At 66.0% G+C, this 24,366-nt stretch carries 20 protein-coding genes; all 20 read right to left on the bottom strand.

The window, feature by feature from the left end; translation table 11 throughout:
• The 20 genes from rplN to rpoB all read right to left on the bottom strand — a co-directional run bounded on the left by rplN (position 1) and on the right by rpoB (position 24,136).
• The gene (gene rplN / locus RIL96_RS09715) at positions 1–372 is read right to left on the bottom strand and encodes a 50S ribosomal protein L14 (protein WP_310548821.1); all 372 of its coding nucleotides are present in this window, start codon (positions 370–372) and stop codon (positions 1–3) included.
• A 425-nt stretch (positions 373–797) separates the two neighbouring features.
• Positions 798–1,103: a 30S ribosomal protein S17 gene (gene rpsQ, locus RIL96_RS09710; RefSeq protein WP_310548820.1), complete on the bottom strand. Its 306-nt coding sequence runs from the start codon at positions 1,101–1,103 to the stop codon at positions 798–800.
• A 2-nt stretch (positions 1,104–1,105) separates the two neighbouring features.
• Positions 1,106–1,390, bottom strand: coding sequence for a 50S ribosomal protein L29 (gene rpmC / locus RIL96_RS09705; RefSeq protein WP_310548819.1), 285 nt, complete (start codon positions 1,388–1,390; stop codon positions 1,106–1,108).
• A gap of 2 nt (positions 1,391–1,392) precedes the next feature.
• The gene (gene rplP / locus RIL96_RS09700) at positions 1,393–1,809 is read right to left on the bottom strand and encodes a 50S ribosomal protein L16 (protein WP_310548818.1); all 417 of its coding nucleotides are present in this window, start codon (positions 1,807–1,809) and stop codon (positions 1,393–1,395) included.
• The gene (gene rpsC / locus RIL96_RS09695; RefSeq protein WP_310548817.1) at positions 1,809–2,618 is read right to left on the bottom strand and encodes a 30S ribosomal protein S3; all 810 of its coding nucleotides are present in this window, start codon (positions 2,616–2,618) and stop codon (positions 1,809–1,811) included. Before rpsC ends, rplP begins: the two co-directional genes overlap by 1 nt.
• A complete protein-coding gene (gene rplV / locus RIL96_RS09690) occupies positions 2,618–2,983 on the bottom strand; it encodes a 50S ribosomal protein L22 (protein WP_310548816.1) in 366 nt (121 codons plus the stop codon). The genes rpsC and rplV overlap by 1 nt, the downstream gene beginning before the upstream one ends.
• A 79-nt stretch (positions 2,984–3,062) precedes the next feature.
• Positions 3,063–3,344, bottom strand: a complete 282-nt coding sequence (gene rpsS, locus RIL96_RS09685) for a 30S ribosomal protein S19 (RefSeq protein ID WP_010145315.1) — start codon at positions 3,342–3,344, stop codon at positions 3,063–3,065.
• Between the two features lie 12 nt (positions 3,345–3,356).
• Positions 3,357–4,193: a 50S ribosomal protein L2 gene (gene rplB, locus RIL96_RS09680; RefSeq protein WP_310548815.1), complete on the bottom strand. Its 837-nt coding sequence runs from the start codon at positions 4,191–4,193 to the stop codon at positions 3,357–3,359.
• Positions 4,194–4,230: 37 nt separating this feature from the next.
• Entirely contained in the window at positions 4,231–4,536 is a 306-nt protein-coding gene (gene rplW, locus RIL96_RS09675; RefSeq protein WP_310548814.1) for a 50S ribosomal protein L23, read from the bottom strand.
• The gene (gene rplD, locus RIL96_RS09670; protein ID WP_310548813.1) at positions 4,533–5,153 is read right to left on the bottom strand and encodes a 50S ribosomal protein L4; all 621 of its coding nucleotides are present in this window, start codon (positions 5,151–5,153) and stop codon (positions 4,533–4,535) included. The genes rplW and rplD overlap by 4 nt, the downstream gene beginning before the upstream one ends.
• A 5-nt stretch (positions 5,154–5,158) precedes the next feature.
• Positions 5,159–5,821: a 50S ribosomal protein L3 gene (rplC, locus tag RIL96_RS09665; RefSeq protein ID WP_310548812.1), complete on the bottom strand. Its 663-nt coding sequence runs from the start codon at positions 5,819–5,821 to the stop codon at positions 5,159–5,161.
• A 23-nt stretch (positions 5,822–5,844) separates the two neighbouring features.
• The gene (rpsJ, locus tag RIL96_RS09660; protein WP_010524603.1) at positions 5,845–6,153 is read right to left on the bottom strand and encodes a 30S ribosomal protein S10; all 309 of its coding nucleotides are present in this window, start codon (positions 6,151–6,153) and stop codon (positions 5,845–5,847) included.
• A gap of 427 nt (positions 6,154–6,580) precedes the next feature.
• Entirely contained in the window at positions 6,581–10,507 is a 3,927-nt protein-coding gene (locus RIL96_RS09655; protein WP_310548811.1) for a hypothetical protein, read from the bottom strand.
• Between the two features lie 254 nt (positions 10,508–10,761).
• On the bottom strand, positions 10,762–11,952 hold the full coding sequence (gene tuf, locus RIL96_RS09650; protein WP_310548810.1) for an elongation factor Tu: 1,191 nt from the start codon (positions 11,950–11,952) through the stop codon (positions 10,762–10,764).
• 267 nt (positions 11,953–12,219) lie between these two features.
• The gene (gene fusA / locus RIL96_RS09645; RefSeq protein WP_310548809.1) at positions 12,220–14,334 is read right to left on the bottom strand and encodes an elongation factor G; all 2,115 of its coding nucleotides are present in this window, start codon (positions 14,332–14,334) and stop codon (positions 12,220–12,222) included.
• Positions 14,335–14,516: 182 nt separating this feature from the next.
• Complete coding sequence (gene rpsG, locus RIL96_RS09640) at positions 14,517–14,987, bottom strand: 30S ribosomal protein S7 (protein WP_261624096.1); 471 nt, start codon at positions 14,985–14,987, stop codon at positions 14,517–14,519.
• A complete protein-coding gene (gene rpsL / locus RIL96_RS09635; RefSeq protein WP_310548808.1) occupies positions 14,987–15,361 on the bottom strand; it encodes a 30S ribosomal protein S12 in 375 nt (124 codons plus the stop codon). Before rpsL ends, rpsG begins: the two co-directional genes overlap by 1 nt.
• Positions 15,362–15,659: 298 nt before the next feature.
• On the bottom strand, positions 15,660–16,538 hold the full coding sequence (locus RIL96_RS09630; RefSeq protein ID WP_310548807.1) for a DUF4349 domain-containing protein: 879 nt from the start codon (positions 16,536–16,538) through the stop codon (positions 15,660–15,662).
• Between the two features lie 138 nt (positions 16,539–16,676).
• Positions 16,677–20,564 carry a DNA-directed RNA polymerase subunit beta' gene (locus RIL96_RS09625; protein WP_310548806.1) on the bottom strand — a complete coding sequence of 1,296 codons (3,888 nt, stop codon included), beginning with the start codon at positions 20,562–20,564 and terminating at the stop codon, positions 16,677–16,679.
• A gap of 65 nt (positions 20,565–20,629) precedes the next feature.
• Complete coding sequence (gene rpoB, locus RIL96_RS09620) at positions 20,630–24,136, bottom strand: DNA-directed RNA polymerase subunit beta (protein ID WP_310548805.1); 3,507 nt, start codon at positions 24,134–24,136, stop codon at positions 20,630–20,632.
• Positions 24,137–24,366: the final 230 nt, after the last annotated feature.

Genomic DNA, 24,366 nt, shown 5'->3' with positions numbered 1-24,366 from the left:
TCAGAGCACCTCCGGCGCGAGCGAGACGATCTTCATGAACTTCTTGTCGCGCAGCTCGCGACCGACCGGTCCGAAGATACGGGTACCGCGCGGGTCCTGGGTGTCGCCCTTGAGGACCACCGCGGCGTTCTCGTCGAAGCTGATGTAGGACCCGTCCTGGCGGCGGGTCTTCTTCTTGGAACGGACGACCACGGCCTTGACCACGTCGCCCTTCTTGACGTTGCCGCCGGGGATGGCGTCTTTGACGGTGGCGACGAAAATGTCGCCGATGCCTGCATAGCGGCGTCCGGAACCGCCGAGCACACGAATGACCAAGAGTTCCTTGGCACCGGTGTTGTCGGCGATCTTCAGCCGCGATTCCTGCTGAATCACTGGTGTATCTCCTGTCGTCTCGCCGGTTCTCGTCGATGCCTCGACGAGCCTTGCGGAACTTCCTGATGAACACTCCCCCGCCGCTTACCCCTGCAGTCGTCGCCGGGATGCACCGGTCGATCTCTCACTGTCCGCAGGGCCGAGGCGGCCTGGTGGGGGACGTGCGCTGTCCTATTCCCCGTCGAGCTGTGCCGATCAGTGCTCCCGGCATTCGGACCCCAAGACTGTCCTGCGCCGCCTGGGGCGGCCTGCTCAGTCTGTGGTTCCGCACGCTCGACTCGGGCCCGCAGGATGGATGGTCCCGCGGAAAGGGCGCACAGACTCATTATCATACCTGAAAAAAGGTCGGGACCCAACTCGTAGTGACGAGTGGGTCCCGACCTCTCAGCGATGTGCCCTCGTGCCCCTATGACGGGGGCCGCGGATCACTTAGCCTTTTCGATGATGCGCACCAGACGCCACCGCTTGGTGGCCGAGAGCGGGCGGGTCTCGGCGATGCGGACGGTGTCGCCCACGCCGGCCTCCTCGTTCTCGTCGTGCACCTTGAACTTGGAGTGCCGCTTCATGACCTTCCCGTACAGGGAGTGCTTCTTGCGGTCCTCCACCTCGACGACGATCGTCTTCTGCATCTTGTCGGAGACGACGACGCCGCGGAGGCTCTTGCGGTAGTTGCGCTCCGGCGCCTGCTGACCCTGGGCCTCAGCCTGGGTCTCGCTCTGGGTCTCGCTCATGCTCAGTCCTCAGCCTTCTCTTCGGAAGCCGAGTCAGCCTCTGCCGACTCAGCCTCATCGCCAACAGTCTCGCGGATGCCGAGCTCACGCTCGCGCAGCACCGTGTAGATACGGGCGATGTCACGCTTGACAGCCTTCAGCCGGCTGGAGTTCTCCAGCTGACCGGTGGCGGACTGGAAGCGGAGGTTGAAGAGCTCCTCCTTGGCGCCGCGCAGCTTCTCAGCGAGGGACTCCTGGTCCATTACGGAGAGCTGGTCCATCGTCAGATCCTTGGAACCGACTGCCATCGTCACTCACCACCCTCTCGGCTGATCACGCGTGCCTTCAGCGGCAGCTTGTGCATCGCCAGCCGGAGCGCCTCACGGGCGACCTCCTCGCTGACACCGGACAGCTCGAACATCACACGTCCGGGCTTCACATTGGCCACCCACCACTCGGGGGAACCCTTACCGGAGCCCATACGGACTTCGGCAGGCTTCTTGGTGATCGGCTGGTCCGGGTAGATGTTGATCCAGACCTTACCGCCACGCTTGATGTAGCGGGTCATCGCGATACGCGCGGACTCGATCTGGCGGTTCGTCACGTAGGCGCGGCCCACGGCCTGAATGCCGTACTCGCCGAAGGCCAGCTCCGTGCCACCCTTCGCGCGACCGCTGCGGTCCGGCTTATGCGGCTTGCGGTACTTGACTCGCTTGGGCATCAGCATCAGCTCTGTCCTCCTTCTGCGCCCTGCCCGGCGGCGGCACCCTCAGCTGCCGGCGCCTGCTGGTCACGACCGCGGCCGCCACGACGGCGACGCTCGCCGCCTGCGCGTCCTCCGCCGCCACGTCCACCGCGGCCGGAGGGCTGGGCGGCCTGCTGCGCGGCCAGCTCCTTATCGGTGAGGTCACCCTTGTAGACCCAGACCTTCACGCCAATACGGCCGAAGGTGGTCTTGGCCTCGTGCTTGCCGAAGTCGATGTTCGCCCGCAGGGTGTGCAGCGGCACGCGCCCCTCACGGTAGAACTCCGACCGCGACATCTCAGCACCACCGAGACGCCCGGAGCACTGGATCCGGATGCCCTTGGCACCGGAACGCATGGCCGAGGAGATGGCCTTCTTCATCGCGCGGCGGAACGCCACACGGGCGGCCAGCTGCTCAGCGACACCCTGGGCCACCAGCTGCGCATCGGTCTCGGGGTTCTTGACCTCGAGGATGTTCAGCTGGATCTGCTTGCCGGTGAGCTTCTCGAGCTTGCCGCGGATGCGGTCGGCCTCGGCACCACGGCGGCCGATGACGATGCCCGGACGAGCGGTGTGGATGTCCACGCGCACACGGTCACGGGTCCGCTCGATCTCCACCTTGGAGATGCCGGCACGCTCCACGGAGCTGTTGAGCATCTCGCGGATCTGGACGTCTTCCTTCACGAAGTCCTTGTAGCGCTGACCCGCCTTGGAGGAGTCCGCGTACCAGTGGGAGACGTGGTCAGTGGTGACACCCAGACGGAAACCGTTGGGATTGATCTTCTGACCCATTACTGATCCCCACCCTTCTCTTCCGTACCGACCACGACGGTGACGTGGCTGGTGCGCTTGTTGATTCGGTACGCCCGGCCCTGGGCACGGGGACGGAACCGCTTCATAGTCGGCCCCTCATCCACTCGGGCCTCGGTGACGTAGTAGTCGTCCTCGTTGAAGGCGACGCCGGCGCGGTCGGCGTGCTGGCGAGCATTCGCCATCGCCGAGGCCAGGACCTTGTAGACCGGCTCAGACGCACCCTGCGGAGCGAACTGCAGGATGGCCAGCGCCTCATTGGCCTGCTTGCCGCGGACGAGGTCGACGACGCGCCGGGCCTTCATAGGCGTCACACGCAGATAGCGCGCAATTGCCTTGGCTTCCATTGCTTTCCTTCTCTCGTGTCTCGATCGAAGTGCGAGCCTCCGCTGTCTCCTCGACATGCCGTGTGGCATGTCAGGGAAGTCAGCGGCGCTTGCCCTTCCTGTCGTCCTTCACATGGCCGCGGAACGTGCGCGTCGGAGCGAATTCGCCGAGCTTGTGCCCGACCATCGACTCGGTGATGAACACCGGGATGTGCTTGCGGCCGTCGTGCACCGCGATGGTGTGACCGAGCATGTCCGGGATGATCATCGAACGGCGGGACCAGGTCTTGATGACATTCTTGGTGCCCTTCTCGTTCTCAGCATCGACCTTCAGGTACAGGTGCTGATCGACGAAAGGGCCCTTCTTCAGGCTGCGTGGCATTCTCGAAGGCTCCTATCGCTTGTTCTTCTTACGACGGCGACGCACGATGAGCTTGTCGCTCTCCTTGTTCGGGCGACGCGTACGGCCCTCGGGCTTACCGTTGGGGTTGACCGGGTGACGACCACCGGAGGTCTTCCCCTCACCACCACCGTGAGGGTGGTCGATCGGGTTCATGACCACACCGCGGACGGTCGGGCGGACGCCCTTCCAGCGGTTGCGGCCGGCCTTGCCCCAGTTGATGTTGGACTGCTCGGCGTTGCCCACCTGACCGACGGTCGCCCGGCAGCGCACGTCGACGTTGCGGACCTCGCCGGAGGGCAGGCGCAGCTGCGCGTACTTGCCCTCACGAGCCACCAGCTGGATGGATGCGCCGGCGGAGCGGCCGAGCTTGGCACCGCCGCCGGGACGCAGCTCCACCGCGTGGATCACGGTACCGAGCGGGATGTTGCGCAGCGGCAGGTTGTTGCCGGGCTTGATGTCGGCGTTGGGGCCGGACTCGATGGCCGCGCCCTGGACCAGCTTGGCCGGTGCCAGGATGTAGCGCTTGGTGCCGTCGGCGTAGTGCAGCAGGGCGATGCGCGCGGTGCGGTTGGGGTCGTACTCGATGTGGGCGACCTTCGCCGGCACGCCGTCCTTGTCGTGACGGCGGAAGTCGATCAGTCGGTACTGACGCTTGTGTCCGCCGCCCTTGTGACGGGTGGTGATCTTGCCCGAGCTGTTGCGGCCGCCGGACTTGGACAGCGGACGCAGCAGGGACTTCTCCGGGGTGTCCCGGGTGATCTCTGCGAAGTCGGCCACGGACGAGCCGCGCTGGCCCGGAGTGGTCGGCTTGAGATTACGGATAGCCATGTTCTTCTTCCTCGATTAAGTGGTCTCCGCGCGCCGGTCAGGCGAGCGGACCTCCGAAGATGTCGATGCTTCCCTCACGGAGGGTCACGATCGCGCGCTTGGTCGCGTTGCGCGAACCCCAGCCGAAGCGGGTGCGGCGACGCTTGCCCGGACGGTTGGAGGTGTTCACCGAGTCGACCTTCACGGAGAAGATCTTCTCGACCGCGTACTTGATCTCGGACTTGTTCGCCTTGACGTCGACTAGGAAGGTGTACTTGCCCTCATCGAGGTTGGCGTAGGACTTCTCCGAGACGACCGGGGCGATGATGACGTCCCGCGGGTCCTTATTGGTCAGGACGCTCACTGGGTCTCCTCCTTCTTGGCGCCCGCCTGGTGGGCCAGGAAGGCGTCGTAGCCGGCCTGGGTGAACACCACGTCATCGGAGACGACGACGTCGTAGGTGTTCAGCTGGTCGGCGTACAGGGTGTGCACGTCGGGCAGGTTGCGGGTCGACAGCGCAGTGTTGTCGTCGGCACGGTCGATGACGACCAGCCAGTTGCGGTCCTGTCCGCCCAGCCCGGCCAGCGCCTCGCGGGCGGCCTTCGTGGACGGAGCATCGGCGACCAGTGCGTCGACCACGTGGATGCGGCCGGCGCGGGCGCGGTCCGAGAGGATGCCGCGCAGTGCTGCGGCCTTCATCTTCTTCGGGGTGCGCTGGGCGTAGCTGCGCGGCACCGGGCCGTGCGCGACGCCACCACCGATCTGGTGCGGACCGATCATCGAACCCTGACGAGCCCGGCCGGTGCCCTTCTGGCGGAACGGCTTGGCCGTGGTGCCGGAGACCTCGGCGCGGGTCTTGGTCTTGTGGGTACCCTGACGCGCCGCGGCCTGCTGCGCGACGACGACCTGGTGGATCAGCGTCACGTTGGTCTTGGCGTCGAAGACCTCTGCGGGGAGGTCGACGGAAACCTTCTTGGCCATGAGGATCATGCTCCCTTCACTGCCGTACGGACCAGGACGACCTGGCCGCGGGCACCGGGCACGGCGCCCTTGATGAGCAGCAGGTTCTTCTCGGCGTCCACGGCGTGGACGGTGAGGTTGTGCGTGGTGTGACGGACGTTGCCCATCCGGCCGGCCATGCGCACGCCCTTGAAGACGCGACCCGGGGTGGCGGCACCACCGATGGCGCCCGGCTTGCGGTGGTTCTTGTGCTGACCGTGGGAGGCGCCGACGCCGCCGAAGCCGTGACGCTTCATGACACCGGCGAAGCCCTTGCCCTTGGTCTTACCGATGACGTCGACGAGCTGACCGGCCTCGAAGGTCTCCACCTTCAGGTCCTGGCCGAGCTCGTAGTCGGCGGCGTCGGCGGTGCGGACTTCGACCACGTGACGGCGCGGAGTCACTCCGGCCTTGGCGAAGTGCCCGGCCATCGGCTGGGTCACCTTGCGCGGGTCGATCTGCCCGTAGGCGATCTGGACTGCGGAGTAGCCGTCGGTCTCGTCGGTGCGGACCTGGCTGATGACGTTGGAGTCGGCCTGGACGACAGTGACCGGGATGAGGTTGTTCTCCTCGTCCCAGACCTGGGTCATGCCGAGCTTCGTGCCCAGCAGTCCCTTGACGTTGGTGTTGACGCGGGAAATGTTGGTCATAGTTCTCTCAGCACCTCCCTGCTTCAGAGCTTGATCTCGATGTTGACGTCTGCAGGAAGGTCGAGACGCATCAGCGAGTCGACTGCCTTCGGCGTCGGGTCCACGATGTCGATCAGGCGCTTGTGTGTGCGCATCTCGAAGTGCTCGCGGCTGTCCTTGTACTTATGCGGTGAACGGATCACGGCGTACACGTTCTTCTCGGTCGGCAGCGGCACCGGGCCCACTACCGTGGCGCCTGCGCGCGTGACCGTGTCGACGATCTTCCGAGCCGAGGAGTCGATGACCTCGTGGTCATAGGACTTCAGCCGGATGCGGATTTTCTGTCCCGCCATGGCGTCTGCCTCTCTTGTCAGTCCTTCAAATGGTCTGTGGCATCTGCGGCGGCCTCCCACCTGTGGTGGCCGCCGTATCACACAGCCGACATCTGCTGGGGCGCTTCGGCCCCTTCGGAAAAGGCATCCGCCCGTATGCGGTCCGTCGACGGACCCGGTGCGGCACTCCCCTTCTGCAGTTGTGGGCTGCGCATCGTGACGGTGGTGAGGCACCTGATGCACACCCCGACAGGCGAACCCGCGAAACGGGCTGTTCGCTCTGCCGGACTCCGACCCCCGCGGTCGGGCGTGTCGCTTAGATGGGCAGGAAATCTGCGCACAGCGGAGCACACCGCGTAGTCGGCGTAGTTGTGAATGTCGATCTGCTCACCCAGAGGGCGCCATCACGGGCACACCTCGTCCTGAGCAACTTGTCTATCCTGACAGATCAGTCAGGGCTGCGCAAGGCCGAGCGGCGCGATGCGCGGATGAGCTGCCTCACAGCCACGGCGATGAGCGCCAGACCCAGCAGCGCCAACCAGAGATAGGTGTAGTCCTGCAGATAGTACAGCACGGACAGTCCCACGCCGACGACTCCCCACCAGAGCAGCACCCGCTGGCCCTGCAGCAGCCCCAGCACCAGCAGCAGCGCAAAGCCCAGAAGCACGACCAGCTGCATCAGCGGTGTCCCGATCACCGCCACAGCAGCGGCGCATCCGGTGAAGATCACCGCACCAAGCACGGCCCACACCAGGCTCCTGCGAGGTGCCGCCCGCAGAAGATGCGCTTGGCCCACCGCCAGGCAGGTCCCGGCGAGGATCAGTCCGGACCACCACACCGGGTGCTGAGGCAGGTGATCGGTGTACCACCACAGCCGCAGGCCCGTGCCGACGCTGAGCAGGGCTCCGGCCTCCACGGCAGTCTGCAACAGTTGGTGATGCCGCACACCACCGGGCGCGGCCCGAAGTGCCCGGGCGGCGGGACCGACTCGCTGCCAGGAGATAACCAGCAGCCACCAAGCGGTCAGGAGCAGCGTGGCGGCGAGCACGACGGCGGCGTGATCCGAGGGCTCAGCGTACCGATCGCTGGCTCGTGCCGGAGTGAGGACCAGCAGGGTGAGCGCTGCCCCGACACCGAGCAGCAGCAGTGCCCCGTGACGCAGCGCGGCGACGGGATCCAGAGCTGAGCCGGAATGCGCGGTGACCGAGTGCCGAGCGCCTGTGTTCAGAGGACCTGTGTTCAGAGGACCCGGGCTGAATCCTCGTACACGCACAGGCAGTTGCCTGCGCAGCGGGGTGTCCACCGCGGCGGCGAGGAACAGCAGCACCGCTGAGGCCAGACACACGCTCAGCACCTCCCACGGACCCTCCGGTACAGGTGCCCCGAGAGACTCGGCCCACCACAGGGACAGCCAGATCATCCCCGGGATCACCAGCACCTGAGCAGCCACTACCGAGGGGGCGGACCGGGTACAGGAGAGCGTGTGCAGGGCCAGGCAGCCCAGGACCACTGCTGTCAGGAGCAGTCCCCGTGAGTCCTCCGCCGCGGCGAGGACCAGGCCCAACAGCCAAGTCCCCGCCGTGGCCGTCTCCGGCAGCAGCGTGTTCGGGCCGCCCAGCACCCGCACCTCGCCGTCCCGCCGACGCGCGGCCTCACCCAGCTGCGCACGCGCGGCCAGTATCTCAGCCAACAGCCCGAGGGCCGCCGCGGTGAAGAGGAGACCGGCCAGGACCTCGGCAGAGTACAGCGGCGCTGCGAGGATTCCAGCACGAAGAGCGAACACCTCGGAGGCGGCGAAGAGCAGGAGCACCGCAGCGCACAGCACCACCCACAGACCGCCCTGCGCCCGCAGCGTCATGCCGACGGCGGCCACGGCCGCCAGCATCGCCAGCACCGCGGCTCGATCCGCCCCGGTGAGCATCTCCGCGCAGGTCAACGCAGCGATTGCCGAGAGCACGATCCACCGGGAGGCGACGGCGTCGAAGAGCTCGCGCAGCCGTGCGACACCGGTGCGCAGCCCCAGGCCAAGGAGCAGCGCCGTCACGGAGGCCACACGCATCATCGTCCCTGTGCCCTCCAACAGGTGGACCACCAGGGCCGCCGTCGGTGACAGCGCCAGCACTCCTACCGCGGCGAGGGGCCGCCGGACTACCGGCATCAGACGGCTCGCCGATGCCCCTCCCATGATCAGCAGCCAGATGATGACCGCGAGCACAGCGGCCAGCAGAGACCAGGAGAGACCTGCGGCGTCGCCGATGACGGCCAGGCTCACCCCGAGGGCCACGGCGGCGACGCAGACCGCGCCCACGCGCAGACTGTGGACATCGGACTCGCTCACCTGCGGGATCCTGATCTCTCTGCCCAGCACCCACCACAGCGACAGTCCCATGGCCGAGGCCATCAGCACCGCCTGCACCGCCAGGGTCAGGCCGGTGCCGTCATCGATGAGCGCACCGGAGACCAGCGCCACGGCGAAGAAGAACACCACGGCCACGGCGGGGACTATCGCTCCTGCGGTGTCCTCCGCCGCCCCATCGGACTGCAGGACGCCGGTGAGCACCGCCCAGAGCAGCGCAAGGCCGCCGACGGCCAAGGCGGTATGCACCGAGTCGTCGAAGAAGCGTATGGCCACCAGCAGGACGAAGAGCAGCACGGCGACGCCCCAGAGGTGCACACCGACCCGCACCGGGGTGTGCCGACGCATCCCCCGGGCCACCAGCAGTCCCAGCAGTGCAGCCTGGGTCACCAGCACGATCCCCACGGCGATCTCCCACTGGATGCTGTGCGGATCCCCTGCGCTGATGAACAGCGGGAGCACGCCGAGACTCGGCACAGCCTGGGCGATGAGCGCCAGAGCCGAACTCTGGGGCCCCGAGACTACGCGCTCGCCTGTCAGCCCCGTGCCGCTGCTGGGCAGAGTCCCCGCGGCGCTGCTGCACGGAGTCCCCGCGGCGCTGCTGCGAAAGGTCAGCACCACGGCGACCGTGACAGCGGCAAGCACTGTGAGCACGGCGGCGACGTTGAACCCCTCGGTGCCGGGCTGAGCCAGGGGCAGCTGAACGCCCAGGGCGATCAGCCAGATCAGCCCCGCACAGACCAGAAGATCCTGGCGGCGCATCACCTCGACCGGCGCCACGCGGCGGCCCAGCAGCACTCCGTCGCCGGGGCTGACGAGCACGGCCAGTGCCTGCACGGCGATCAGCACGGAGAGTGCACCGATGATCGACCACCACGGCAGAGACATCAGCTGCCCTGCCGCACCCGTGGCGAACAGGACCAACACCCGCAGACAATAGGCGGTGGGGAGGGTCTCCGCGGCCGGCCCGCAACCGATCCAGACCACCGCGTAGACCGCCGCCGCGGCGAAGACGGCAAGGAGGTCTCCGGCGCCGAGCTCCACCCCCAGGCACACACTCAACACGACGACGCCGGCGGCGATCCAGCGGTGAGTCACCGCCACCGCCCGGTGGAACAGCGGCGGCAGGAGACCGATCCCACGATTCTTCAGGCCCACGACGCCCGCCATCGCTGAGGCCAGCCCCAGCGAGAGCACCGCCGACCAGACCAGACCCTGTTGCAGCACGGCTCCGGAGGCCAAGGACAGCGAGAGCAGATACGGCACCGTCAGGAAGGCCAGAATCCGGTTGTCCAGAACAGCGGCGGCGAGCACCATCATGACCGTTCCGCACAGCGAGGTCAGCAGCCAGGACCACACCGGGTTGTTAACCATGAGCACGTCCAGGGCCAGACCCAGGATCGGCACCAGCGCCAGACCGGTGCCGGTCAGCCCGGAGGCCGCCGGCCGAATCACCGGGCTGAGGACATGGCAGATGAGTCCTCCGGCGTAGAAGAAGACCACGGCTGCCGTCGCGCCGAGGAATCGGACAGCGGCGGAGAACTCCGCGGCCGCGACGAAGAGCCCGGCAGCGGCGACCAGGACCACGCAGGCGGTGTAGATGGTGATGTTCACATTGCGGCGATCACGTGCGGCCTTCTGCTCAGCCTGCTCTTCAGGGCTCAGCTGTCTCGGCTGCGGGGGCTGCCTCCGTTCCGGAGGCTGCTTCTGCTCCGGGGGCTGCTTCGCCTGCAGGGTTTGAGGAGGTTGCGGAGGCTGAGCCTGCCGCGGCGTCGCAGGCAGTGGGGCCGAGGCCGACGGAGGTGGCGGTGGAGGTGGAGGAGCAGCCTCCGGCCTGAAGACAGGACGAGGAGGTTCCGGAGCCTGTGCAGGCTGCTGAGCGCTCCGGGTCCAGGCCTCGTCGAAGCCTTCTCGCCAGGCCCGGGCGAGATCATTGCGGGTATAGGGTGTGCGCTCCCCCAGGATCATGAACAGAAAGGCAGTGATCACCGAGCCGAGGAGGAGTCCCAGGATGAACATCGCCACCACCCCTGTTCGCTGTGCTCGAGGACCACGACCGATGATCACGATCTGTGACCACGGCCCGTGTTCGCTACCTGTGATGCTGACTGCCCCGCAGGAGGTGAGGCATCGCACCGCATGCCATCGTGGATTCCCACCATACAGAAACGGGGGTCCCCAGAGTGTGACACTCTGGGGACCCCCGTTGAGATGTCCTACACCAGCGGGCGGCTCAGCTCAGGCCGAGCCACCGCTGGGCACGACGTGGTGCATCACTTGATGATCTTGGTGACACGACCCGAGCCGACGGTACGGCCACCCTCACGGATGGCGAAGCCGAGGCCCTCCTCCATAGCGATCGGCTGGATGAGCTCGACGGTCATCTCGGTGTTGTCACCGGGCATGACCATCTCGGTGCCCTCCGGCAGGTGGATCACACCGGTCACGTCCGTGGTACGGAAGTAGAACTGCGGACGGTAGTTGGTGTAGAAGGGGTTGTGACGGCCGCCCTCGTCCTTGGAAAGGATGTAGACGTTCGCCTCGAAGTCGGTGTGCGGGGTGATCGAACCCGGAGCGGCGACGACCTGGCCGCGCTCGACGTCGTCACGCTTGAGACCACGCAGCAGCAGACCACAGTTCTCACCGGCCCATGCCTCGTCGAGCTGCTTGTGGAACATCTCGATACCGGTCACCGTGGTCTTCTGCTTGTCACGGATACCGATGATCTCGACCTCGGAGTTGATGGCCAGGGTGCCGCGCTCGGCGCGACCGGTGACCACGGTACCGCGACCGGTGATGGTGAAGACGTCCTCGATCGGCATCAGGAACGGCTTGTCCTTGTCACGCTCGGGCTCCGGGATGAACTCGTCGACAGCGTCCATGAGCTCCTCGACGGTCTTGACCCACTCGGCGTCGCCCTCGATGGCCTTTAGGCCGGAGGTGCGGATGACCGGAGCGTTGTCGCCGTCGAAGTCCTGGTCCGACAGCAGCTCACGGACCTCCATCTCGACCAGGTCCAGCAGCTCCTCGTCGTCGACCATGTCGGACTTGTTCAGAGCCACCAGCAGAGCCGGCACGCCGACCTGCTTGGCCAGCAGCACGTGCTCACGGGTCTGAGCCATCGGACCGTCAGTGGCGGCGACCACGAGGATCGCACCGTCCATCTGAGCGGCCCCGGTGATCATGTTCTTCACGTAGTCGGCGTGACCGGGAGCGTCGACGTGGGCGTAGTGACGCGCCTCGGTCTGGTACTCCACGTGGGAGACGTTGATGGTGATGCCGCGCTCGCGCTCCTCCGGAGCGTTGTCGATGGACGCGAAGTCACGCTGCTCGTTCAGGTCCGGGTACTTGTCGCCGAGCACCTTGGAGATGGCAGCCGTCAGGGTGGTCTTGCCGTGGTCGACGTGACCGATGGTGCCGATGTTGAGGTGCGGCTTGCTCCGCTCGAACTTTGCCTTGGCCACAGGTTCCTCCTAAAGAACGTGTATCAGGTCAGAAGACTTACCTTCAGCCGCACTCTTTCCGGGCTGAAACTCTCGCAAGTCTACTGGGGCGCAGGGTTTTCGGTGAAATTCTCCGGAAAAGATGGCACAGCACCTCGTCGGTGCCCCGCCGCAGCCACTCCGTACAGGGCCCCGTTCCGGATCCGGGGCCCCTCTCCGTCGCCGATCCTCAGGCGTCGACCGCCGAAGGAACGGCGACGGATCAGGGGTTTCTGCTCGGTGAGTTCGTCACTCCCCGCGGTTCTTCTCGATGATCTCGTCGGCCACAGCCTTCGGGACCTCCGCGTAGGAGTCGAAGGACATGGTGAACACGGCGCGTCCCTGCGTGCGGGAACGCAGCTCACCGATGTAGCCGAACATCTCGGACAGCGGCACACCGGCCTTGACTACCTTCACACCGGCGGCGTCGTCCATGGACTGGATCTGACCGCGGCGCGAGTTCAGGTCACCGATGACGTCACCCATGTACTCCTCGGGGGTGCGGACCTCCACGGCCATCATCGGCTCGAGCAGCACCGGCTTCGCCCGGCGAGCACCCTCCTTGAAGGCCTGGGAACCGGCCAGCTTGAAAGCCATCTCCGAGGAGTCGACGTCGTGGTACTGACCGTCGAGCAGCTTGGCCTTCACACCGACCATCGGGTAGCCGGCGAGCACGCCCAGAGTCATGGCGTCCTGGATACCGGCGTCCACCGACGGAATGTACTCGCGCGGGATGCGGCCACCGGTGACCGCGTTCTCGAACTCGTACATCTCGCCCTCGGCAGTGTCCAGGGGCTCGAAGTCGAGGATGACCTTCGCGAACTGACCAGAACCACCGGTCTGCTTCTTGTGGGTGTACTCAACCTTCTCGGCCGTCTGCCGGATGGTCTCACGGTAGGCCACCTGCGGCTTGCCCACGTTGGCCTCGACCTTGAACTCGCGCTTCATACGGTCGACCAGCACGTCCAGGTGCAGCTCGCCCATACCGCCGATCTCAGTCTGACCGGTCTCCTCGTTCAGGGTCACGGTGAAGGTCGGGTCCTCGGCGGCCAGCTTCTGGATCGCCGTGGAGAGCTTCTCCTGGTCACCCTTGGACTTCGGCTCGATGGCCACCGAGATCACCGGCTCCGGGAAGCTCATGGACTCCAGCACGATGGGTGCGTCGGAGGCCGAGAGCGTGTCACCGGTGGTGGTGTCCTTCAGGCCGATGACCGCGTAGATGTGCCCGGCGACGACCTCCTCCACGGGGTTCTCCTTATTGGAGTGCATCTGGAAGAGCTTTCCGATGCGCTCCTTCTTCCCCTTGGTGGTGTTCTGGATCTGCGCGCCGGAGGTCAGACGTCCGGAGTAGACGCGGATGTAGGTCAGCTGACCGAAGAACGGGTGAGCCGCGATCTTGAAGGCCAGCGCGGAGAAGGGCTCCTCCTTGCTGGGCTTGCGGTAGAGCGTCTCCTCCTCGTTGTTGGGCGCGTGGCCCTCCATCGCGGAGATGTCCATCGGCGAGGGCAGGTAGTCCACCACGGCGTCGAGCATCGGCTGCACACCGCGGTTCTTGAAGGCCGAGCCGCAGAGCACCGGGTAGGCGTCGCCCGCCACGGTCAGCTTGCGGATACCGCTCTTGAGCTCATCGATGGTGAGCTCCTCGCCCTCGAAGTACTTCTCCATGAGCTCGTCGTCGGCCTCAGCGACGGCCTCGACCAGCTCGGCGCGGTACTGCTCGGCGCGCTCCTTGAGGTCCTCGGGGATCTCGCGGGTCTCGTACTGAGCACCCAGGGAGACGTCGCCCTTGGCGTCGCCTTCCCAGACCAGAGCCTTCATCGAGAGCAGGTCCACCACACCGGTGAAGTCGTTCTCCGAGCCGATGGGCAGCTGCAGCACCAGCGGCTTGGCACCCAGGCGCTCGACGATGGTGTCCACGGTGAAGTAGAAGTCCGCACCGAGCTTGTCCATCTTGTTGACGAAGCAGATGCGCGGGACGTTGTACTTGTCCGCCTGGCGCCACACCGTCTCGGACTGGGGCTCCACGCCCTCCTTGCCGTCGAAGACCGCGACCGCACCGTCGAGCACGCGCAGGGCACGCTCCACCTCGACGGTGAAGTCCACGTGGCCCGGAGTATCGATGATGTTGATCTGGTGGTCGTCCCAGAAGCAGGTCACCGCGGCGGAGGTGATCGTGATGCCGCGCTCCTTCTCCTGGGCCATCCAGTCAGTGGTCGAGGCGCCGTCATGCGTCTCGCCCAGCTTGTGGTTGATGCCCGTGTAGAACAGGATGCGCTCGGTGGTGGTGGTCTTACCGGCATCGATGTGCGCCATGATGCCGATGTTGCGGACCTTCTTCAGGTCAGTGAGCACGTCTTGTGCCACGATTGATCCCCTTGATCTCTCAGGTCTCTCAGGAAAGTGGGGGCGGTCGGTGCTGCGCACCGGCCCCGATCAGCCTACGCGGGTCGGCTACGAGGGTGAAGCGCGAACGATGGGTGACGTCGATGACGCCATATCGGCCACGCTGCACACCCGGAGCCTCTCCCGTGTGGGCGCGACACCGCTCACCAGCGGTAGTGGGCGAACGCCTTGTTGGACTCGGCCATCTTGTGGGTGTCCTCGCGACGCTTCACCGCGGCGCCGAGGCCGTTGGAGGCGTCGAGGATCTCGTTCATCAGGCGCTCAGTCATAGTCTTCTCGCGGCGGTCCTTGGCGTAGCCGACCAGCCAGCGCAGAGCCAGCGCGGTGGCACGGCCCGGCTTGACCTCGACGGGCACCTGGTAGGTGGCACCGCCGACGCGGCGGGAGCGGACCTCGAGGGCCGGACGGATGTTGTCCATGGCCTTCTTCAGCGTGGCGACCGAGTCTTCGCCGTTCTTCTTGGCCACACCGTCGAGGGCGCCGTAGACGATGCGCTCAGCGGTGGACTTCTTGCCGTCGACGAGGACCTTGTTGATCAGCTGGGTGACCAGCGGCGATCCGTGGACCGGGTCCTGGACGAGCGGGCGCTTGGGAGCAGGTCCCTTACGAGGCATTATTTCTTCTCCTTCTTCGCGCCGTAGCGGCTGCGGGCCTGGCCGCGGCCCTTGACACCCTGGGTGTCGAGGGCGCCGCGGACGATCTTGTAGCGGACGCCGGGGAGGTCCTTCACACGACCGCCGCGCACGAGCACGATGGAGTGCTCCTGCAGGTTGTGCCCCTCACCGGGGATGTAGGCGGTGACCTCGACGCCGCCGTTGAGACGCACACGGGCGACCTTACGGAGGGCGGAGTTCGGCTTCTTCGGCGTCGTGGTGTACACACGGGTGCACACGCCGCGACGCATCGGGCTTCCCTGCAGCGCAGGGGTCTTGTTCTTGGCAGTCTTGACGGCGCGCCCCTTGCGCACCAGCTGCTGAATAGTAGGCACTATGCGTTCTCCATACGTGTTCGAGGCTTGACGCTCCGTGCGGGACACGTCCGACTCCTTGCCGTGGGGCCGCGCCATCGGCGCTCACCTTGGGACAAGGAGATCAGCGACGGCTGCCCACGCGTGATCGTCAGCAGTGCTGGGCACTGTTCTGCACGATCCCCGCGCGGCTACTCAACCAGCCCCTAGGCGTGCAAAAATGTGGCATTTGTCGCGCACTTTCCCCGCAACCCGGACTGAGTCCTACTGCCACACAGAAACAATCGAGACAACGATAGCAGACACCGGTGTGTCGCTTCTACCGCTGCTGCCGACGCCTCCGGCGCAGACGCCGCACCAGCCACACCGTGGCGATCACCGGCAGCGCCAGCACCGGCAGCCAGGGCAGCAGCACCCCGAGGGTGATCAGCCCGAAGTTCAGCCCCTCCACCAGCCCCCGCCAGCCCTGCTGGAGCCCACCGAGGAAACCGCCGCCCTCAACTCCGGCGATCGGCTCGCTGCTGATCTCCAGCTCGAGCGTCGACATCGCCACCTGGTCCGCCAGACCCGCGCGCTCGGCCTCCAAGGCCTCCAGTTCGGCCTGACGCTCACTGAGCGTCGTCTCCGCCTCCAGCAGATCCGCACTGGTCTCGGACTCCTCCATGATCTCCAGCAGCCGCTCGGTCGAAGTCTCCAGAGCGCCAATCCGTGCGTCGAGATCCTCCACCGCCCCGGTGACGTCACGGGAGGACTCCGAGCGCTCCACCACGTCACCGAGCTCATCGAGTTCGCCCACCAGATCCGTGAAGCTCTCGGCCGGAACCCTCAGGCTGAGCGAGGCGTAGACCGGCTCGCCGTCCTCGCCGGCCGTCTCCAGGCGATTCTCCACCACCCCGTCGTAGGCGGCCAGGCGTTCGACCACCTCAGCGACGGCCTCCGAGGTGTCATCCACCTCGACTGCCGCCCGACCGGTGGTGATGACCTGCCGGTTGTCCTCGCCGCGCTGAGCCTCATCTGCCTCCCCCTCCTCCGCAGCCCCCGACCCAGCATCCGACCCGACCTCCGACTCGCCTTGAGCGCTGTCAGCGGGCGGAGCCTGATGCGTCGTCTGCGAGTCGTGCGAGGTGGCTCCGCAGCCGGTCAGTGCGACGGCGGCGGCGAGCACCAGTGCGATGAGCATCAGTCGTATCCGTTCCATGACCAGAACTTTACGATTGCAAATTATGACTGTCAAGCAGACTGTGGTGTCGCTGCCGCGGGCAGACGAAAGGGCCCGGCCCCTACCGGGACCGGACCCTTTCGTCGACTGATCAGATCAGTTCGTCAGCGGCTCGGATCAGCGGAAGTCGAGCTCGGTGTTGTAATCATCCAGCGGAATGGCGTGGAACTCTCCGTCGCCCTCCATACCGGCGTAGTCGAAGCTCGTGCCGTAGAGGCTCGGACCGGTGAACAGGTTGGCCTTCGCCTCCTCCGTCGGCTCCACGGAGGACTGCGTGTAGCGGTCCAGCCCGGTACCGGCCGGGATGAGCTTACCGATGATCACGTTCTCCTTCAGACCCAGCAGCGGGTCCGACTTGCCTTCCATCGCTGCCTGAGTCAGCACCCGGGTGGTCTCCTGGAAGGAGGCCGCCGAGAGCCAGGAGTCCGTGGCCAACGAGGCCTTGGTGATCCCCATCAGCTCGTCACGGCCAGACGCCGGCTGACGTCCCTCAGCCACGGCCTTCCGGTTCTCCGCCTGGAAGCGGAACCGATCAGCCAGCTCACCCGGCAGCAGGTCCGTGCCGCCGGACTCGATGACGGTGATACGGCGCAGCATCTGACGGACGATGACCTCCACGTGCTTGTCGTGGATGCCCACGCCCTGGGACTGGTAGACGTCCTGGACCTCAGAGACCAGGAACTTCTGAGCAGCCCGCGGGCCGAGGATGCGCAGCACCTGCTTCGGGTCCACCGCACCGGCCACCAGCTGCTGGCCGACCTCGACGTGGTCGCCGTCGTTGACCAGCAGACGCGCCCGGCGCAGCACCGGGTAGGCCTTCTCCTCGGAGCCGTCGTCCGGAGTCAGGACCAGCCGCAGCTGGCGGTCCGACTCGTCCAGGCGCACGCGCCCGGCCGTCTCCGCGATCGGTGCCACACCCTTCGGGGTGCGGGCCTCGAACAGCTCCTGAATACGGGGCAGACCCTGGGTGATGTCATCAGCCGAGGCGATACCACCGGTGTGGAAGGTACGCATGGTCAGCTGAGTGCCCGGCTCACCGATCGACTGCGCGGCGATGATGCCCACAGCCTCACCGATGTCCACCGTCTTACCGGTGGCCAGGGAACGTCCGTAGCACAGCGAGCAGGTGCCCACCGGTGACTCACAGGTCAGCACGGAGCGGACCTTGACCTCAGTGATGCCGGCGTCGAAGAGACGGCGGATCAGCACATCGCCGACGTCGGCTCCGGCCTCGCCCAGCACCGTGCCCTCAGAGTCGGTGACGTCCACGGCCAGGGTGCGCGCATAGGCGGAGTTCTCCACCGCCTCGTGCATACGCAGCTCGCCGTTCTCATCCGCGACCGCGATCGGCACGGCCAGACCGCGGGAGGTGCCGCAGTCGTCCTCGCGCACGATGACGTCCTGGGAGACATCGACCAGACGACGGGTCAGGTACCCCGAGTTCGCCGTCTTCAGTGCGGTGTCGGCCAGACCCTTACGGGCACCGTGGGTCGCGATGAAGTACTCCAGCACCGAGAGTCCCTCACGGTAGGAGGACTTGATCGGACGCGGGATGATGTCACCGCGCGGGTTGGTCACCAGACCACGGATACCGGCGATCTGCCGGACCTGCAGCCAGTTGCCTCGCGCTCCGGAGGTCACCATACGGTTGATGGTGTTCAGCCGGTCCATCCCCGACTGCATCGCCGCAGCGACCTCCTCCGTGGCCTTGGACCAGATCTCCACCAGCTCGGCGTGACGCTCATCCTCACCGATCAGACCCATCTCATACTGAGACTGGACCTTCGCGGCCTGGTCCTCATAGGAGTCCATGATGGACTTCTTGTCCATATCGGAGGTGATGTCCGAGATGGCCACGGTCACACCCGAACGGGTGGACCAGTAGAAGCCGGCATCCTTGAGGTTGTCCAGGGTCCGCGCGGTGGCCACGGTCGGATACCGCTCGGCGAGATCGTTGATCAGCGCCGAGAGCTGGCCCTTATCAGCCACCGAGTCCTGCCACGGGTAGTCCTCGGGCAGCAGCTGGTTGAAGATGACCTTCCCCAGCGTGGTGCTGATCGTCGCCGGCTCGCCGGCCTCCCACCCCTCAGGCGCGGGCACGTCCTCGGAGGGGACGAAGCCCTCCACCCGGATCTTCACCGGCGCGTTGAGGTGCAGCTCCTTCAGGTCGAAGGCCATCTGGGCCTCCCCCACCGAGGAGAACGCGCGCTCAGCGCCCTCAGCGTCCTCACGGACAGTGGTCAGGTGGTGCAGACCGATGATCATGTCCTGCGAGGGCAGGGCCACCGGACGGCCGTCCGAGGGCTTGAGGATGTTGTTCGAGGACAGCATCAGGATGCGCGCCTCAGCCTGGGCCTCCGGGCTCAGCGGCAGGTGCACTGCCATCTGGTCGCCGTCGAAGTCAGCGTTGAACGCCGAGCAGACCAGCGGGTGCAGCTGCAGGGCCTTACCCTCCACCAGCTGCGGCTCGAAGGCCTGGATACCCAGACGGTGCAGGGTGGGGGCACGGTTGAGCAGCACCGGGTGCTCGGTGATGATCTCCTCGAGCACATCCCACACCTGGGGGCGCTGACGCTCCACCATCCGCTTGGCCGACTTGATGTTCTGCGCGTGGTTCAGGTCCACCAGACGCTTCATCACGAACGGCTTGAACAGCTCCAGTGCCATCTGCTTGGGCAGACCGCACTCGTGCAGCTGCAGCTGCGGACCGACCACGATGACCGAACGGCCCGAGTAGTCCACACGCTTACCCAGCAGGTTCTGACGGAAACGACCCTGCTTACCCTTGAGCATGTCGGACAGCGACTTCAGCGGACGGTTGCCCGGCCCGGTGACCGGACGGCCGCGCCGACCGTTGTCGAACAGGGAGTCCACCGACTCCTGCAGCATCCGCTTCTCGTTGTTGACGATGATCTCCGGAGCACCGAGGTCCAGCAGACGCTTCAGACGGTTGTTCCGGTTGATCACCCGGCGGTAGAGGTCGTTGAGGTCCGAAGTGGCGAAACGACCACCGTCGAGCTGGACCATCGGGCGGATCTCCGGCGGGATCACCGGGACCGCGTCGAGGACCATACCCTCCGGGGAGTTGCCGTTGGCCAGGAAGGCGTTGAGCACCTTCAGGCGCTTCAGGGCGCGGGTCTTGCGCTGCCCCTTGCCGTTGGCGATGGTCTCGCGCAGGGCCTCGGCCTCGCCGTCCATGTCGAAGCTCTCCAGGCGCTTCTGGATCGCCTCAGCGCCCATGAAGCCCTCGAAGTACTGACCGTAGCGTGCACGCAGCTCGCGGAACAGCGCCTCATCACCCTCGAGGTCGGAGACCTTGAGGTTCTTGAAGCGGTCCCAGACCTTCTCCAGCTGCTCGATCTCAGCATCGGCACGCTTGCGCACCTGAGCCATCTGCTTATCGGCGGTGTCGCGGGCCTTCTTCTTCTCAGCAGCCTTCGCGCCCTCGCCTTCGAGACGCTCGAGGTCATCCTCAAGGTCCTTGGCGACGGCGGCGATGTCGGAGTCGCGCTCGTCAGCGAGGTGCTTGACCTCCTGGTCGAACTCGGCCTGCAGGTTCGGCAGGTCCTCGTGACGACGGTCCTCGTCAACCGAGGTGATCATGTAGGCGGCGAAGTAGATGACCTTCTCCAGGTCCTTCGGCGCCAGGTCCAGCAGGTAGCCCAGGCGCGACGGCACACCCTTGAAGTACCAGATGTGGGTCACCGGGGCGGCCAGCTGGATGTGGCCCATGCGCTCACGGCGCACCTTGGCACGGGTCACCTCGACGCCGCAGCGCTCACAGATGATCCCCTTGAAGCGCACCCGCTTGTACTTGCCGCAGTAACACTCCCAGTCCCGGGACGGGCCGAAGATCTTCTCGCAGAAGAGCCCGTCCTTCTCCGGCTTCAGGGTCCGGTAGTTGATCGTCTCGGGCTTCTTGACCTCGCCGTAGGACCATCCGCGGATGTCGTCGCCGGTGGCCAGGCCGATGCGCATCGTGCCGAATGAGGATTCGTTGGACATAGTCCGGTATCTCTCTCTTCTCTAAAAGATTCGTGACGTCTTACGTGGCGGTTCCCGGAGAGGGCTCAGACCTCTTCGACAGAGCTGGGCTCTGCCCGGGAGAGATCGATGCCCAGCTCCTCAGCGGCGCTGAACCCGGACTCCTCCGCGTCACGCATCTCCACCGCGCTGCCGTCTGCGGAGAGGACCTCCACGTTCAGGCAGAGCGACTGCATCTCCTTGATCAGGACCTTGAACGACTCCGGAACACCGGGCTCCGGGATGTTCTCGCCCTTGACGATGGCCTCGTAGACCTTGACGCGCCCGTGGATGTCATCGGACTTGATCGTCAGCAGCTCCTGCAGGGTGTAGGCGGAGCCGTAGGCCTCCAGGGCCCAGACCTCCATCTCACCGAAGCGCTGACCACCGAACTGCGCCTTACCGCCCAGCGGCTGCTGGGTGATCATCGAGTACGGGCCGGTCGAACGGGCGTGGATCTTGTCGTCGACCAGGTGGTGCAGCTTCAGCACGTACATGTACCCGACCGACACCGGGTCCTCGAAGGGCTCACCGGAACGACCGTCGAACAGACGGGCCTTGCCGTCGGCGCCGACCAGGTGCTCACCGTCGCGGGTCGGGTTGACCGACTCCAGGATCCCGGTCAGCTCATCGGCCTCGGCGCCGTCGAACACCGGGGTGGCGACCTTGCAGGGACCGGTCTGCCGCGGCAGGTTCGGCAGGTCGTTCAGCCACTCGGGCTCACCCTCGATGGTCCACCCCTGGGAGGCGGCCCAGCCGAGGTGGAGCTCCATGACCTGGCCGATGTTCATACGACCGGGCACACCCATCGGGTTGAGGATGATGTCCATCGGGGTGCCGTCTGCCATGAAGGGCATGTCCTCCTCGGGCAGCACCTTGGCGATCACACCCTTGTTGCCGTGACGGCCGGCGAGCTTGTCACCATCGGTGATCTTGCGCTTCTGGGCCACGTAGACGCGCACCAGCTGGTTCACACCCGGAGGCAGCTCGTCGCCGTCCTCCGCGTCGAAGATGCGCACACCGATGACGGTGCCGGACTCGCCGTGGGGCACCTTCAGGGAGGTGTCGCGGACCTCACGGGACTTCTCCCCGAAGATGGCGCGCAGCAGACGCTCCTCCGGGGTCAGCTCCGTCTCACCCTTCGGGGTGACACGGCCGACCAGGATGTCCCCGGCCTCGACCTCGGCACCGATGTGGATGATGCCGCGCTCGTCGAGCTGGGCGAGCATCTCATCGGAGACGTTCGGGATGTCCCGGGTGATCTCCTCAGCACCGAGCTTGGTGTCACGGGCGTCGACCTCGTGCTCCTCGATGTGGATCGAGGTCAGGACGTCGTCCTGCACCAGACGCTGCGAGAGGATGATCGCGTCCTCAAAGTTGTGACCCTCCCAGGACATGAACGCGACCAGCAGGTTCTTGCCCAGGGCGAGCTCTCCGGCCTCGGTGGAGGGACCGTCGGCGATGATCGACTGGCGCTCCACGCGGTCGCCCTCGGAGACCCGGACACGCTGGTTATAGGCGTTGCCCTGGTTCGAGCGCTCGAACTTCATGATCCGGTAGTGGGTCTGCGTGCCGTCGTCGTTGAGCGTGGTGACCATATCGGCCGCCACCGAGGTGACCACACCGGGCTTCTCGGCGGTGACCGAGTCTCCGGCGTCCACCGCGGCGTACTTCTCCATCCCGGTGCCCACCAGCGGGGACTCCGACTCCAGCAGCGGCACGGCCTGGCGCTGCATGTTCGCGCCCATCAGCGCGCGGTTGGCGTCGTCGTGCTCGAGGAAGGGGATCAGAGCCGTCGCCACCGACACCATCTGGCGCGGGGAGACGTCCATGTAGTCGATGTCGTCAGAGGTGGCCAGCACCGGTTCACCGGCGCCGCCACGCTGACGGCAGAGCACCTGCTCCTCGGCGAAGCTGCCGTCCTCGTTCAGCGGGGCGTTGGCCTGGGCGATCTGGGCGACCAGCTCGTCGTCTGCGGTCAGGTAGTCGATCTGATCGGTGACCCGGCCCTCGACCACGCGGCGGTACGGCGTCTCGATGAACCCGAAGGAGTTGATGCGCCCGTAGGTCGCCAGCGAACCGATCAGACCGATGTTCGGGCCCTCAGGGGTCTCGATCGGGCACATACGGCCGTAGTGCGACGGGTGGACGTCACGGGCCTCCATACCGGCGCGGTCACGGGAGAGACCGCCCGGCCCCAGCGCGGAGAGGCGGCGCTTATGCGTCAGTCCGGCCAGCGGGTTGTTCTGGTCCATGAACTGGGAGAGCTGCGAGGTCCCGAAGAACTCCTTGATGGAGGCCACGACGGGACGGATGTTGATCAGGGTCTGCGGCGTGATCGCCTCGACGTCCTGAGTGGTCATCCGCTCACGGACCACACGCTCCATACGAGAGAGACCAGTGCGGACCTGGTTCTCGATCAGCTCACCCACCGCGCGGATGCGGCGGTTGCCGAAGTGGTCGATGTCATCGACGTTGACGTGGATCTGCACCTGCTCGCCGTCGCGCACACCCTCGATGGTGGGCTGACCGGCGTGCAGCGCGCAGAGGTAGTGGATCATCGCGACGATGTCCTCCTCGGTGAGGACCGAGGCGTCAGCGTCTGAGAAGTCCTTGTCGACGCCCAGCTTGCGGTTGAGCTTGTAGCGGCCCACCTTGGCGAGGTCGTAGCGCTTCGGAGTGAAGTACAGCCCACGCAGCAGGCCCTCAGCGGCCTCCACTGTGGGCGGCTCCCCCGGACGCAGCTTGCGGTAGATGTCCAGCAGTGCGTCGTCCTGGGATTCGAAGGTGTCCTTCTCCAGGGTGGCGCGCACGGAGTCGTAGTCGCCGAACTCTTCGAGGATGCGGGACTCGGTCCAGCCCAGCGCCTTCAGCAGCACGGTGACCGGCTGCTTACGCTTGCGGTCCAGGCGCACTCCGACCTGGTCACGCTTATCGATCTCCAGCTCGAACCAAGCACCGCGGGAGGGGATGACCTTGGCGGTGAAGATGTCCTTGTCCGAGGTCTTGTCCGGGCTGCGCTCGAAGTAGGCGCCCGGGGAGCGGACCAGCTGGGAGACGACGACACGCTCGGTGCCGTTGATGATGAACGTCCCGCGATCGGTCATCAGCGGGAAGTCGCCCATGAACACCGTCTGCTGCTTGATCTCGCCGGTGTTGTTGTTCATGAACTCGGCCTTGACGTACAGCGGAGCGGCGTAGGTGGTGTCACGCTCCTTGCACTCGTCGACCGGCATCTTCGGATCGGCGAACTCCGGCTCGGAGAAGCTCAGGGACATGGTGCCCTGGAAGTCCTCGATGGGGGACATCTCCTCGAAGATGTCGGCGAGCCCAGAGGTGTCAGAGACGCCGCGGATGCCCTTCTCGCGGGCCTCCTCCACACGAGCGGCCCAGCGCTCGTTGCCGACCAGGCGGTCGAAGGACTCGATCTGCAGCGCGAGCAGCTCGGGGACGTCCAGGGGCTCAGAGATCTTTGCGAATGAGAGTCGGCCGGCGTATTCAGCAGTGCGGGCCGAGCTAGCGGTTTGAATCGATGAGGTGCTCGAGGCGACCAAGAGGAATCCTTCCACAGACCTTCGTAGCTTCCTTGGAGTCTGCGCACATCAAGGAGTGCCCACCGCTATTTGAAGGCACGATCAGAGAGGAATGGCGCAAAGGTACAGCATAGAACAGGTACACGTGGCTGCGCAACGCCGCGGGCTGATGAGCCGCCGTCGTCGCGCCCCGACTCTAGCAGAACTCGCCCCTCCACCGTCTCACCCCGGTGACTCTGTTTTTGGTGCCC

Source organism: Nesterenkonia aerolata (assembly GCF_031470965.1).
Classification (GTDB): Bacteria; Actinomycetota; Actinomycetes; order Actinomycetales; family Micrococcaceae; genus Nesterenkonia; species Nesterenkonia aerolata.
This window is presented reverse-complemented; position numbering and strand designations above follow the sequence as displayed.